Consider the following 12,718-nt stretch of genomic DNA (forward strand, 5'->3'; position numbering starts at 1 on the left):
ATTAAGAATTAAGGACTTTAAAGACTTTACCTGTTCTAGGATGAGCAAAGCTATTATCTGGATCTAAATTGATGACTTTATCCGAAATCACAATTTTAGAAAGTGGTAACCAGCTCTGTTCCATTTCAATGTCTACAAAGTTTTTTTCATTGATATTTTCATAAATTTGTTCGACAACGATTTCCATACCACACATACTTTTAGCATTCACTTCTTTTAAGATATGGCGTTTTGACATACTAGTCTCCATTTTTTTATTATCCGCATCGACAATAATAAAGATTGCACTGATACAATATGTAAATTTTAATAATGAAAGTGTTTTCTTTGTTTTAATCATATTTTTGTAATAATTAAATGAATAGTTGAGTGATTATTTAATTTAAATATTATTTTTAAGTTAATCTATTCAATGTAAATATTACTTATTAAAAAATTTATTTTTAATCAAAATTAAAGGGTTCATTAACTGAACCCTTTTTATTTAATTCTAAACTTGTACTGCGTTATCCAGCGAACCATCATCTTTATTTTTAGCAGTGTCTTTACTAATCAATGAGTCTGTATCACTATCTGTGGTAAAGCTTTTGCTATTTTTTTGCTTTTTCTTGTACATACACATCCCAATCGCGATACCTGTTCCCAATACTATAATTGACTTTAACATTTTGCACCTCTTCGATTAACGGAGTAACTTTTGAGAAATTAGCTTAAATTAATAGCATAAAATTTGTTATTTAACGGCTTTGATTTGCTCCGCTTTTGTAAGGTGTTTATTTTTTATGTTAATTGAAGAGTAAAATAATCCCGAAAAATAAATTTTGATACAAAGCAAAAAGCCTATTCTAAAAAAGAATAGGCTTTTCACTGTATTTCAGGATTAAGCAGTATTATGAATCGCTTTATGCAATCTTATTTCTTTAAAAATACATTACAAATGTATTTAATGCTGAACTTTTAGTCAAGATGGGATTGAGGGTTTTTACCAATAATTAGCGATTATTGTGATGACTGTCACGTTTATATAATTAGGATAAGAAAAAACCCATTTCTACTTCTCATAAAGAAATGGGTGATGTGAAAACCACAAAAGACCTGAAATACCAAATGTTCTTACATTCAGTAAGGTTGAGTGTAGTGAATATACCGAATGGTTGACAATTAAACTATTTGTATTTTTTTTAGTCATTTCGGCCAATAAAAAAATAGTTATGATTCTGTAGATTAACTCTGTTTAGTCATTCATTATTGACCAAAAATTCTATAAAGCACCCTCACCCAATTATTAAGACATATATTTTCAATCAGTGTTTTTGAATAACCACGCTGTTGCATACGTTCAATTAAGCGATGTAGGCCTGTTACATCTTCAAGTTCAGTACCTATAAGTGCACCATCAAAGTCCGAACCAAAGCCCACATGTTCTTCGCCCAAATGATCCATTAAATATTCTAAATGTTCCAAAATTACATCAATCGATGTATCTGCATTTCGTTGTCCATCTGACCGTAAAAAAGCGACATCGAAATTTACCCCCACCATCCCTTTACTTTCGCGTATTGCTTTAAGCTGTGGGTCAGTTAAGTTGCGAGCTTGAGGGCATAAAGCATGTGAATTAGAGTGTGTTGCTACAATTGGCTGCTGCAATATATCTACAGTATTCCAAAAAGCTTTCTCATTCATATGTGAAACATCAATCACCATCTTTTTATTGGCACAGCGTTTTATAAAATCTTTGCCATCACTCGTGAGACCTGCTCCAGTGTCAGGTGAGTGCGGAAACTTAGCATTTAAACCATGTCCAAAACGGCTAGGTCTATTCCAGAGTGGGCCAATACTACGCAAGCCTCTTTCATAAAATACATCGAGTAAATCAGGATTTTGTTGTAAAGCTTCTGCACCTTCCATATGCAATACAATTGCTAGCTTTTTCTCTGCTCTGCAATCTTGAATATCTTGAACCGAGGTGCAAATTTTAATATTTTTAGAATACTGAGCAAGTTGGTGAGCTAAATCGAGTTGTTCCAAGCAAATTTGTTCAATTTGCTGTTGCGTAAAATCAGAAGCATTCTGATCAAATAATTTATTGGAATGATGCTGTTGCACATAGCTATATGGTGGTAAAAAAATCGCAAACATTCCACCAATAAACCCAGCTTCTTGACAGCGTTTTAAATCAAGATGGCCTACTAAACGTTCATGAATAAAAGCATGTACAGGATCTGGATGGTCACTTAGCCATAAACGTGTTAATGCGTCATTATGTCCATCAAAAACTGGAATATGGCGGGGCTTCATGAGTATTCCTGTTAATTGCTATATATCTGTAATCGTGTGGACTGGAATATTTTGGGTGGCGCTTAAAGATTTAGAGTTTCTACTATTACGGAAGACTAAATTTTGTAGAGGTGCAACCAACTGACTTTCTGCCCGTGCTTGTTCAATCATTTGATGATACGGCGATTTCCCACATACAGGATCGGCATTAGCCGCATCTCCAGTCAACATATAGGCCTGACAACGACATCCGCCAAAGTCACGATCTTTATCGGGACAGCTACGGCACCCTTCTGGCATCCACGCATCGCCACGGAAATGATTAAATCCAGTTGATTTGTACCAAATATCTGACAATTTATGTTCGCGGACATTCGGAAACGAAATGGGCAGTTGTCGTGCTGCATGGCAAGGTAGCGCCATACCATCTGGAGCAACCGTAAAGAAGATTTTACCCCAGCCATTCATACAGGCTTTTGGTCGTTCCTCATAATAATCGGGCACAACAAAAATGAGTTTGCAAGGGTGATTTTGCGCTTTTAATTTTTCTCGATATTCATTGGTAATCCGTTCAGCTCGTGTCAGTTGCTCTTGTGTGGGTAATAAACCTTGGCGGTTTAAAAAAGCCCAGCCATAAAACTGACAAATTGCCAACTCGACTGTGTCTGCGTTGAGCTCAAGGCAAAGTTCAATAATTTGTTCAATCTGGTCAATGTTATGTCGATGAATAACAAAGTTAAGCACCATTGGATAATCGTATTTCTTAACCAATCGGCACATTTCATATTTTTGTTCAAAAGCATGTTTTGAACCTGCTAAGGCATCATTCACCACAGGATCGCTAGCTTGGAAGCTCACTTGAATGTGGTCTAAACCCGCTTGTTTTAGATCAGCAATACGTTGTTCGGTAAGACCCATGCCTGAGGTAATGAGGTTGGTATAAAACCCTTGTTGATGAGCATGTGCAACGAGTTGTTCTAAATCTTGACGTACCAGTGGTTCACCGCCAGAAAAGCCGAGTTGAACAGCACCCATTTGACGTGCCTGATCAAAAACGTCAAACCACTCTTGAGTGGTTAGTTCATTTTTATGCTGAGCATAGTCCAAGGGGTTTGAGCAATATGGGCATTGTAGCGGACAACGATAAGTTAACTCCGCTAATAACCATAAAGGCAGGCCAACACCTTCTGTCATACTAAATCAATCCAGTGTTGCTGTTTTGCAACCAGCATATAATCCACTACATCTTGATCAATCTCAGAAATATCACCAAATTTTTGCTTTAACTGAGCAATAATTGCAGAAACATTTTGCTGCCCATCAATATATTGCCCGATTGCCCCTGCACTCTCATTTAACTTAATCATGCCTTCAGGATATAAAATCACAAAACCATTTTGAGCTGGCTCGAACTGAAAACGGTAACCTTGTCGCCATGTTGGCACAAGGTTTAAATCAAACTGCTCTTTATTCATTTAAATAGTCCTTTGTGCCAAACTCGTTTGCTTGTCACGCTGTGATATGGTGCTTCATTGTGAACATATGCCAAAGTTAAAGCATCTAAAATGCTCCATAAAATATCCAGTTTAAACTGCAATATTTCAAGCATTCGTTCTTGTTGCTCAAAAGTTGTAAATGAATCAAGCGTAATCGTTAGACCATGTTCAACGTCACGGCGTGCCTGACTCAAACGAGAACGAAAATACTCATAGCCTTTATCATCAATCCATGGGTAATGTTGTGGCCATGAATCAAGTCTTGATTGATGAATTTGTGGAGCAAAAAGTTCAGTTAAAGAGCTGCTTGCTGCTTCACGCCATGAAGCACGGCGTGCAAAGTTTACATAGGCATCTACCGCGAAGCGAACGCCCGGTAAAACTAACTCTTCAGAAATAACTTGTTCGCGACTCAAGCCCACAGCTTCAGCTAAGCGTAGCCATGCTTCTCGACCACCGCCATCTGGATATTCACCATCTTGATCGATCATGCGTTGAATCCATTCTTGACGGACTCGCTGATCAGGGCAATTTGCCATAATCGCCGCATCTTTAAGCGGAATATTAATTTGATAGTAATATCGGTTTGCAACCCAAGCCTGAATTTGTTGCTGGGTGGCTTTACCTTCATACATCATCACATGAAATGGATGATAGATATGATAATACTGGCCTTTATCGATAATGGCTTGTTTGAATTGTTCAGTCGTTAAAGCTTCAGGTGTTTGAGTCATGTTTCACCTTAGAGTTCAATCTGCATGCCGTCATAGGCAACTTCTACGCCATTTGCTTTAAGCTCAGCAAACTGACTAGAGTTTTCATTTAAAATTGGATTGGTATTGTTAATATGAATCAGCACTTTTTTAGGTGTACTCAGCTTGTTTAAATAAGACAGTGAACCACCTTCGCCACTAATATATAAATGCCCCATTTCGCGGCCAGTTTTAGTTCCAACCCCTGTTTGTTGCATTTCATCGTCTGTCCAAAGCGTACCATCAATCATGACACAGTCTGAACTCTGCATAATCTGCATGATTTGATCGTCAATTTTTCCAAGACCCGGCGCATAGAACAACTGTTTTTGTGTCTTATGATCTTTGATAATTAAAGCAATATTATCGCCATCATGTGGGTTATTTCGATGCGGTGAATATGGTGGAGCTGCACTTTTAATAATTAAGGGTAAAAATTCTAAATTTTCAAAACCATCAATTTTAAAAGCTTGTTTAGGGTTAATCTCATGATATTGAAGACCACCATTCCAGTGTTTGAGCATATTAAATACTGGAAAGCCGTTCGTTAAATCTTGGTGGACCATTTCTGTACACCATACATTCATTGGACAACCTTCACGTAAGGTTAAAAGCCCAGTGGTATGGTCTAACTGACTGTCCATTAAAATAACGCTTATTATTCCTGTATCACGCAATTTACGCGCTGGTTGCGCTGCTTTAAATTCGAAGAGTTGCTGACGGATGTCAGGTGACGCGTTTAATAAAACCCAGTCTGTTCCATTTTCAGAAACAGCAATCGATGATTGAGTACGGGCTTTGGCTTGGATTGTACCTGTGCGCACACCATGACAATTCGGGCAATTACAATTCCACTGCGGAAACCCGCCTCCAGCAGCTGAACCTAAAACATAAATATACATAAAATTAATATCTTATTAGAAAGAGATAAGCCCTAGAACAAGACTAGGGCTTATGACATATTTGATGAAACTGATTAACGTGCTTCAAAGTACATTGTAACTTCAAAACCAATGCGTAAATCAGTAAAAGCTGGTTTAGTCCATTGCATAAATTATCTCCGGTTCATATTAATCTTATGAAATGAATCACTTGATTAAGATTTATAAGGCAATTAAAAATTTATTCTAAATAAAAAAATTGGGTTTGTAGACCACCCCTAGCTAAGATATTGTTCGATAATTGTGTTTTTTGTCCAAATTTTAATATTTCGAACATATTTGCTTATTGGGTGTTTCATCAAACATTCACACTAAAAGCGTATTTTTTATGCGTCTTAATTGATCAAATGATAAAAAATGAAAAATTTAACAATACTTTTTAAAGTAACAACACTTTCTCTGGCTGTAGCATTATTGGTGGGATGTAATGACGATGATGATAATGACACAGCACCACCTGCTCAAAGAAGCAATCAAACCGTAAATATTTTAGCTTTTAATGACTTTCACGGAAATCTTGAGCCACCTAAGCGTTATGTCGAGGCACCAAATCCAAATGATGCTGCTCAATCTGTTCGTATTCCTGTAGGAGGAGTGAGTTACTTCGCCGATGCGATTAAAAAACTTAAAGCAGAGAATCCAAATAATGCTGTGGTTTCGGCAGGCGATTTAATTAGCGCTTCTCCTCTCACCTCTTCTTTATTTTTAGATGAACCAACCATTGAAGTCATGAATGATATTCAAATTGACTTTAATGCTGTAGGTAACCATGAATTTGACCGTGGTACAGACGAATTACGCCGTTTAAAAAATGGTGGATGTCAGCAATATACCAGCACTGTACCTTGTCAAATTAATAAAAACTTTAGTGGTGCAAAATTTGATTTCCTCGCTGCTAACGTAGCAATGAAAAACGACACCAGTAAAACAATCTTCCCTGCTTATAAAGTCAAAACTTATGGTGGAATTCCAGTTGCATTTATTGGTTTAACCCTTAAAGCGACGCCAAGTATTGTTTCTGCGGCGGGTATTAAAGACGTTGAGTTCCGTGATGAAGCAGATACGGTAAATGCCTTGATTCCTGAATTAAAAAAACAAGGAATTGAAGCCATTGTAGTCGTTGTCCATGAAGGTGCGGCGCCAAGTACCAAGCTCAATCAAAAAACATGTGATGGCTTAAGCGGTCCAATTTTGGGTATTTTGGATAAACTTAATCCAGCAGTTGATATTGTTGTTTCAGGTCACACACATCAATCTTATATTTGTGACTATGCGACAAAAAATCCAGCTAAACCATTCTTACTTACTTCAGCTGGACAATATGGCACGCTTATTACTGACATCAAGATTGAATTAGATGGTAAAACTGGTGATGTCATTAAAAAAGATGCGAAACAGGTTCCTGTACAAAGTGAAGCCTATACATCCGGTACAACCACGGTAAATCTTACAGACCTCTATCAAAAATTTAGTAAAACTCCAAGCATTGAAGCAATCTTAGATAAATACCGCCAAGCTGTGACTACCATTTCAAGTCGTGTGGTTGGAACTGCAACAGCGGTGATAAGTCGTACTCAAGTCGAAAGTGGTGAAAGTCCGCTAGGTATTATGATTGCCGATGCTCAGCAAGCGGCTGCCTTAAAAGCAAGTAATCAAGGCTCAGATTTTACGCTAATGAATCCAGGCGGTGTGCGTGCGGATCTACTGATTAATAGTAGTAACCAGATTACCTTTGGTGATGTTTTTGCGGTTCAACCTTTCGGTAACTCTATTGTGACGTTGAGCTTAACCGGTAAACAGATTAGAGATGTGCTTGAACAGCAATGGTCTGGTGCAAATGCAAATTCACCTAGAATTTTACAGCCGTCTAAAGAGTTGAGTTACCAATATGCAGCAAATACATCTGTTTCACCACGAGCAACTAACATTATGATTGCAGGTTCACCGTTGGTTGACACTAAAGTGTATCGCGTGACGGTAAATAGCTTCTTGGCAGATGGTGGTGACAACTTTACGGTATTAAAAGAAGGCCAAAACCGTGTCGGTGGTGGTCAAGATATTGATGCGCTTGAAAACTATGTTGCTGAAAACTCTAAAGATTCACCTTTAACTATTCCAGCTACGACTCGAATTAAAGTTATCAAGTAACTGATTTAATGAGAATAAAGGACAGTATGATGCTGTCCTTTATTTTCTATGGCAGTTTAAAAGATTTTTATTCGGTATATAGATTGAGCTCAACACTACTGATATCGACTCCAGTATTTGCAAAAATAATATCCGTAACCTCATGAAGTAATTCTTTAACTTTGTCATTTTCAAAGTTCAATGCTTCAGAGGTTTTGAGCGAAATAAGGTTACAACTCATCTTGTCTTTTCTAAGCTTATAAATACTTTTGCTTTTCCCTAGGAATACTCTTTTGATGAGTTTACGGTTTTCAAATTCTGACAAGATTCGATAAATCGTTCCTAGCGTTATTTTATGTTCATTTTTAATTTGCGTATAAATACTCACAGCACTTAAGCCTTGTGGATTTTGATTTAAAATTTCAAAAACCTGTATTCTTGATTTTTTTATGGGTAGTCCATTTAATAATGATTTTGAAGTTGCTGTCATGATTAATTAACCTTAATGTTGAAAAAATATAGAAATTTTTTAAATTATTTTGTCTATACTTACTTGAAAATTATGGAAATGATTTGATGTATAAATCAGAGCTTATTACCCTATAAATAAGCTTTGAGCTGATTATAAGATTCTGAATAATTTAATATTATTCCTAATTCACTATCTACATGTACGCACTTGGCGAATAAAAGAATTCTTGAGCTGAACCATATTGCGACCCTCTTCATTAAGTCATTTTTCGACCTTATTCTATATAATGATTAACACATGATAAATATTATCATTTATGTTTAGCGGTGTATCATATACATATAAGTTTTAATATTCAATATTAAGTAATTATCAAATACATAATGATAACCATTATATATTACTGATTAAATGATGATGAGTTGCATCAATTCTCTATTATAAGTATTCATTTCCACCCATATAAAAAGCAGATCGATGATCTGCTTTTTATATTTTAAATAGAATAAGTTAAATGACTATTATGCTAAGGATGGTACATCTTGTTCTTGCATCCATGCATGAATCACTTGTTGTGTTGTCATGACTTGAGCGCATCGTGTACTAGCATATTTTAACGCCATATCGTGCTCTTCTCGGCTAAAGTCAGCTAATGCATCACCACATAAGAATGGTTGGATGTTTAGCATAAAAGCTTCAGCAGCACTCATAAGACAACCAATATGTGCATATACCCCACAGATAATTAGTTGATCGCGACCAGATTCCCGCATGAGTTGTTCGAGAGGTGAAAATTTAAAAACACTATATCTCCACTTGGTAAGAACCGTATCATTTTTTTGAGGTGAAATTTTTGGCAAAATCTGCGTAAAGCTCGGCTCGTTCTTTAAACCAGGTCCCCAAAAATCAGTTAATAACTGTCGATGTTCAGGTGATTGATTACCCGGTTGTGCTGTATAAACAACGGGAATATTAGATTGATGAGCGGCGTCAATTAATGCTTTGGTATTTTTAATGAGTTCTGGAATAGGTTCCTGAGTCAAGTCATAGAAATCTAAAAAATATTGCTGCATATCATGAACCAATAAAACAGCTCGATTCGTATGCAATGGCCAATTTGTTTTGTTGGGAGTAAATTCATGGGCTTGGGGCATACTGTAACTTGCAATCTTTGGAATACTCATTAGTATTTTCCTTTTCTATTTTTCAAAATATTTTTTAATTTCAGATGGTTGTTGTGCTGAAGTAATCTTTAAACCCCAAGTGTCGCTCCCCCATCTACCACTATTTCTTGCATCGTAATTTGGGCAGCTTGGTCCGAAAGTAAAAAGATCACGGTATTGGCAATATCATCTGGTTGCGCGAGTTTTCTTAAGGGAATACCTGTTCGGTACTGACTCAAATCACCATCAATTACTGCAGGTGGAGGTGTATTATCAGTCCAGAGTTGTTGCTGCATTTGAGTGAGAGTAGATCCAGGTGAAACAATATTTAGCCTGACTTGATAAGGTGCAATTTCAAGTGCCAGATTGCGACAAAAATGACTCAGTGCGGCCTTAGTGGTGGCGTACATACCAAGTTGCATACGCGGCATGCGTGCACTATTTGAACTAATAGTGACAATACTGCCCTGCCTTTTTGCACAAAAATGTTTAGCAACTTGTTGGCTAATCGCAATAGGTGCCATGACATTGACCGCAAAAAGTGTTTCCCAATCTTCCGTTTTGGCTTCAAGCATGGAGCGCATAATTAATACTCCTGCTGCATTTACTAACCCCGTAATTTCGTATCTTTCTAAAAGCTCTGAAATTAAAGTTTGTGTTTCTTGTTGATGGGTAATGTCTTGTGAGATGCCTTGCCATTGTGAAGTTTGATCTGGCGTTATTGTTTTGCTGATATCCCATTGTTTAGGATTTTCTTGTCGGTCAATACCAATAACGTGATAGCCCTGATCTAGTAGTTGCTTGGCAATAGCCGCTCCTATCCCTCTTGCAGCACCTGTGACCACGATGGTAGAGCGCATGTGGATACTCCAATTTATATTATAAAGAAATCTATAAATATAATTGCAAATAATTATCATTCTTATCAAGAGTAAATTAAAATAAAAGATTAATTTATGATCTTAGGCAAATGAGCTTTAGCTTAAAATTTTAAATTAAATTGTTGTTTTATATTATTTTTATTAAATTAGAAGGTCAGAAATATTTTATTGTTAATAATCATTTTCAATAAGGCAGGTTTTGATTTATTCGGCTAAAATCTGATTTATGGTTTATCAAACCTAGTAACTTTTAGGGTTCAATCTCCAGCAGGCTAAGAATGAGTTCTCGATAATCCTGAATCTTGTAAGTTTGGAAATGCGTATAAAAAATGAAAAATTATAGAATCCACATTGTTTCGGTCAGTTGTTTAATCTCTTGAATATCATGACTCACATAAATCATTGGAATTTTTATTTCCTCTTTTACTTTCTGAAAAAAAGGAATAATTTCAGCTTTATGATTCGCATCTAATGCTGATAAAGGCTCATCTAGAAGTAACAGTTTAGGTGAATATAACAATGCTCGACCTAGTGCCACGCGCTGTTTTTCCCCTCCTGAGAGTTTAATGGGCATACGTTGTAATAAGTGCCCTAACTTTAATAACTCAATAATATAATCTGCTTCAAAGTGACGTTCTTGTTGGGAAAGATGCTTAAGACCAAATAATAAGTTTTGCTTTACCGTTTTATGCGGAAAAAGCTGAGCATCTTGAAAAACCAATCCAACATGTCGCTTTTGGGTGCTCAAATTAATGTTTTGATCTGAATCAAACCATGTTTGATCCTGTATTTTAATGAGTCCATTACGCGGAGTATTCAGGCCTGCAATGGCATGTAAAATCGATGTTTTACCTGAACCCGATGCGCCGAATAAGCCAATAACAGCAGCATCTGACTGGAAACTAGGTTCAATATGAAATTGGCCCATTTGTAGCTCAAAACGGCAATCAATCAACATAATTTTACCGCCCTAAGCGCTTCTTTTGATAACGATGAAACCACTGTGCAAACCATAGCGCTAAAAAAGCCACACTCAACGATAAAACAATAAGCCGTTGAATAGCGGCCTCGGTATCGGGTTGTTGCATTAAGCTATACATGGCTAGAGGCAAAGTCCGTGTTTCATTTGCAATATTACCTACAAAGGTAATGGTGGCCCCAAACTCACCTAAACTACGGCAAAAACATAAAATAGCACCAACTAAAATGCCACTGCTGGCAAGAGGCAAAGTGACATGAAAAAATGCCCCCAAAGATGAAGCTCCTAATGTCTTTGCTGCCATTTCTAAACGCTGATCGACCAGTTCAATCGCTAGTCGAATAGATTGCACCAATAGCGGAAAACCCATTACTGCCGAAGCAAGAACGGCACCTTTCCAGTTAAATGCAAAATCAATTCCGATCGGTGCCAAATATTGCCCAATAATGCCTCGGCTACCAAATACCTGTAATAACAAATAACCAGGAACCACTGGCGGCAGCACCAAAGGTAAAAACACTAAAGTTTCAATGAATGACTTACCCCAGAACTCTTTACGCGCCAAAAACCATCCCACACAAATTGCAGGAATAATACTGACGACAAGACAACTTGCTGCAACCTTACAAGAAAGTTGCAGCACGCTGAGTTCTTCTGGGGTTAAAGAAAACATCATGGTTTTACTGGAGCCAACACGCTAAAGCCATATTTTTTAAAAACAGCTTTGGCTTGATTGCTTTGTAAAAATTGATAGAACTTTGCTGAGTTTGAATTCTTTTTAACTATCCCTACAGGATAAATAATTGGTGAATGCGTATTTTCCGGAAATACACCAGCTACATTCACATCTTTACTAATTGCAGCGTCGGTTGCATAAACAATCCCAACCTGACATTCACCACGTGCAACAAAGTTTAATGTAGCTCGAACATCTTCTGTTTCGACTAGTTTTGGCTCAATACGACTCCACCAACCTAAATTAGTAAAAGCTTGTTTAGCATATTTTCCTACAGGCACACTTTTGGTATCCCCTGTACAAACCTTTCCTGTAAACACTTTATTTGGATCAGTCGTTTTATCTAGTTTTATGTTTAATGACTGCCCTTTTGGGGTAATTAACACCAAACGATTACCTAATAAATTTATACGGTCATTTGCTGCAACTCGTTTTTTATTTTGTAGATAATCCATCCACTGGGTATCTGCTGAAATAAAAATATCAGCTGGTGCTCCAGCTTCAATTTGTTTAGCTAAGTTTGATGATCCTGCATACGAAGTTTTAACTTCTACTTTATTCTGTTTTTCGTAAGTTTTTTCTAAATCGTTAATTGCATTCGTTAAACTTGCTGCTGCATAAACGGTAACCGATTCAGCCTTGGCTGAGACATTAAAGACCAATCCGATGCTGAGGACTGAACAGGCTAAAGCCAATTTTTTTATCTTCGTATCACTTACCATTATTTTTACCTTTTGTCGTTTTTGCAGCGATATATACCCAAGAATATAGCGCTACATGAAGATTATGAAAAGCATAATTCATTAACTATAGATGTCTGGAATGCAGCAGTGCTTTTTCAGCACGTAATTTGAATTAAGCAAAAGCTATACCAAATTAAAAGATTTCATGCCT

General features: G+C 36.8%; 15 protein-coding genes. 1 reads left to right on the forward strand and 14 read right to left on the reverse strand.

The window, feature by feature from the left end; translation table 11 throughout:
• Position 1: 1 nt before the first annotated feature.
• The 8 genes from HMPREF0013_RS0105070 to pqqA form a co-directional block, all read right to left on the reverse strand.
• Complete coding sequence (locus HMPREF0013_RS0105070; RefSeq protein WP_002113743.1) at positions 2-238, reverse strand: hypothetical protein; 237 nt, start codon at positions 236-238, stop codon at positions 2-4.
• A gap of 252 nt (positions 239-490) precedes the next feature.
• Complete coding sequence (locus tag HMPREF0013_RS07010; RefSeq protein WP_002113575.1) at positions 491-667, reverse strand: hypothetical protein; 177 nt, start codon at positions 665-667, stop codon at positions 491-493.
• Between the two features lie 578 nt (positions 668-1,245).
• A complete protein-coding gene (locus tag HMPREF0013_RS07015) occupies positions 1,246-2,298 on the reverse strand; it encodes a dipeptidase (protein ID WP_002113795.1) in 1,053 nt (350 codons plus the stop codon).
• Positions 2,299-2,316: 18 nt separating this feature from the next.
• Positions 2,317-3,471, reverse strand: a complete 1,155-nt coding sequence (gene pqqE, locus HMPREF0013_RS07020; RefSeq protein WP_002113586.1) for a pyrroloquinoline quinone biosynthesis protein PqqE — start codon at positions 3,469-3,471, stop codon at positions 2,317-2,319.
• Positions 3,468-3,752 carry a pyrroloquinoline quinone biosynthesis peptide chaperone PqqD gene (gene pqqD, locus HMPREF0013_RS07025; RefSeq protein ID WP_002113640.1) on the reverse strand — a complete coding sequence of 95 codons (285 nt, stop codon included), beginning with the start codon at positions 3,750-3,752 and terminating at the stop codon, positions 3,468-3,470. Before pqqD ends, pqqE begins: the two co-directional genes overlap by 4 nt.
• On the reverse strand, positions 3,749-4,507 hold the full coding sequence (gene pqqC / locus HMPREF0013_RS07030; protein WP_002113690.1) for a pyrroloquinoline-quinone synthase PqqC: 759 nt from the start codon (positions 4,505-4,507) through the stop codon (positions 3,749-3,751). The genes pqqD and pqqC overlap by 4 nt, the downstream gene beginning before the upstream one ends.
• An 8-nt stretch (positions 4,508-4,515) precedes the next feature.
• Positions 4,516-5,427, reverse strand: a complete 912-nt coding sequence (gene pqqB, locus HMPREF0013_RS07035) for a pyrroloquinoline quinone biosynthesis protein PqqB (RefSeq protein ID WP_002113742.1) — start codon at positions 5,425-5,427, stop codon at positions 4,516-4,518.
• 74 nt (positions 5,428-5,501) lie between these two features.
• Positions 5,502-5,576: a pyrroloquinoline quinone precursor peptide PqqA gene (gene pqqA, locus HMPREF0013_RS24280; RefSeq protein WP_001982218.1), complete on the reverse strand. Its 75-nt coding sequence runs from the start codon at positions 5,574-5,576 to the stop codon at positions 5,502-5,504.
• A 247-nt stretch (positions 5,577-5,823) separates the two neighbouring features.
• Between pqqA and HMPREF0013_RS07040 the strand changes: the two genes are divergently transcribed.
• Complete coding sequence (locus HMPREF0013_RS07040) at positions 5,824-7,614, forward strand: bifunctional metallophosphatase/5'-nucleotidase (protein WP_002113913.1); 1,791 nt, start codon at positions 5,824-5,826, stop codon at positions 7,612-7,614.
• Between the two features lie 67 nt (positions 7,615-7,681).
• Here HMPREF0013_RS07040 and HMPREF0013_RS07045 read toward each other — a convergent pair whose 3' ends face one another.
• The 6 genes from HMPREF0013_RS07045 to modA all read right to left on the reverse strand — a co-directional run bounded on the left by HMPREF0013_RS07045 (position 7,682) and on the right by modA (position 12,546).
• Positions 7,682-8,083, reverse strand: a complete 402-nt coding sequence (locus HMPREF0013_RS07045) for a transcriptional repressor (RefSeq protein ID WP_005076029.1) — start codon at positions 8,081-8,083, stop codon at positions 7,682-7,684.
• A 503-nt stretch (positions 8,084-8,586) separates the two neighbouring features.
• Positions 8,587-9,249, reverse strand: a complete 663-nt coding sequence (locus HMPREF0013_RS07050) for an isochorismatase family protein (RefSeq protein ID WP_002113807.1) — start codon at positions 9,247-9,249, stop codon at positions 8,587-8,589.
• Between the two features lie 68 nt (positions 9,250-9,317).
• On the reverse strand, positions 9,318-10,088 hold the full coding sequence (locus HMPREF0013_RS07055; RefSeq protein ID WP_002113769.1) for an SDR family oxidoreductase: 771 nt from the start codon (positions 10,086-10,088) through the stop codon (positions 9,318-9,320).
• 358 nt (positions 10,089-10,446) lie between these two features.
• Positions 10,447-11,067, reverse strand: coding sequence for an ATP-binding cassette domain-containing protein (locus HMPREF0013_RS07060; protein ID WP_002113565.1), 621 nt, complete (start codon positions 11,065-11,067; stop codon positions 10,447-10,449).
• Positions 11,068-11,071: 4 nt separating this feature from the next.
• Positions 11,072-11,764 (reverse strand): molybdate ABC transporter permease subunit, encoded by a 693-nt coding sequence (modB, locus tag HMPREF0013_RS07065; RefSeq protein ID WP_002113786.1) that lies wholly within the window; start codon positions 11,762-11,764, stop codon positions 11,072-11,074.
• The gene (gene modA / locus HMPREF0013_RS07070) at positions 11,761-12,546 is read right to left on the reverse strand and encodes a molybdate ABC transporter substrate-binding protein (protein WP_002113540.1); all 786 of its coding nucleotides are present in this window, start codon (positions 12,544-12,546) and stop codon (positions 11,761-11,763) included. Before modA ends, modB begins: the two co-directional genes overlap by 4 nt.
• Between the last annotated feature and the right edge of the window lie 172 nt (positions 12,547-12,718).

Origin of the sequence: Acinetobacter sp. SH024, assembly GCF_000163635.1 — a bacterium.
Classification (GTDB): Bacteria; Pseudomonadota; Gammaproteobacteria; order Pseudomonadales; family Moraxellaceae; genus Acinetobacter; species Acinetobacter pittii.

Bases quoted from the DNA above. Each gene is read 5' to 3' on its own strand.
- pqqE (WP_002113586.1), bottom strand. From the start codon at position 3,471: ATGACAGAAGGTGTTGGCCTGCCTTTATGGTTATTAGCGGAGTTAACT.
- pqqD (WP_002113640.1), bottom strand. From the start codon at position 3,752: ATGAATAAAGAGCAGTTTGATTTAAACCTTGTGCCAACATGGCGACAA.
- pqqB (WP_002113742.1), bottom strand. From the start codon at position 5,427: ATGTATATTTATGTTTTAGGTTCAGCTGCTGGAGGCGGGTTTCCGCAG.
- HMPREF0013_RS07050 (WP_002113807.1), bottom strand. From the start codon at position 9,249: ATGAGTATTCCAAAGATTGCAAGTTACAGTATGCCCCAAGCCCATGAA.
- HMPREF0013_RS07015 (WP_002113795.1), bottom strand. From the start codon at position 2,298: ATGAAGCCCCGCCATATTCCAGTTTTTGATGGACATAATGACGCATTA.
- HMPREF0013_RS07040 (WP_002113913.1), top strand. From the start codon at position 5,824: ATGAAAAATTTAACAATACTTTTTAAAGTAACAACACTTTCTCTGGCT.
- HMPREF0013_RS07010 (WP_002113575.1), bottom strand. From the start codon at position 667: ATGTTAAAGTCAATTATAGTATTGGGAACAGGTATCGCGATTGGGATG.
- modB (WP_002113786.1), bottom strand. From the start codon at position 11,764: ATGATGTTTTCTTTAACCCCAGAAGAACTCAGCGTGCTGCAACTTTCT.
- pqqC (WP_002113690.1), bottom strand. From the start codon at position 4,507: ATGACTCAAACACCTGAAGCTTTAACGACTGAACAATTCAAACAAGCC.
- HMPREF0013_RS0105070 (WP_002113743.1), bottom strand. From the start codon at position 238: ATGTCAAAACGCCATATCTTAAAAGAAGTGAATGCTAAAAGTATGTGT.
- HMPREF0013_RS07060 (WP_002113565.1), bottom strand. From the start codon at position 11,067: ATGTTGATTGATTGCCGTTTTGAGCTACAAATGGGCCAATTTCATATT.
- HMPREF0013_RS07055 (WP_002113769.1), bottom strand. From the start codon at position 10,088: ATGCGCTCTACCATCGTGGTCACAGGTGCTGCAAGAGGGATAGGAGCG.
- HMPREF0013_RS07045 (WP_005076029.1), bottom strand. From the start codon at position 8,083: ATGACAGCAACTTCAAAATCATTATTAAATGGACTACCCATAAAAAAA.
- modA (WP_002113540.1), bottom strand. From the start codon at position 12,546: ATGGTAAGTGATACGAAGATAAAAAAATTGGCTTTAGCCTGTTCAGTC.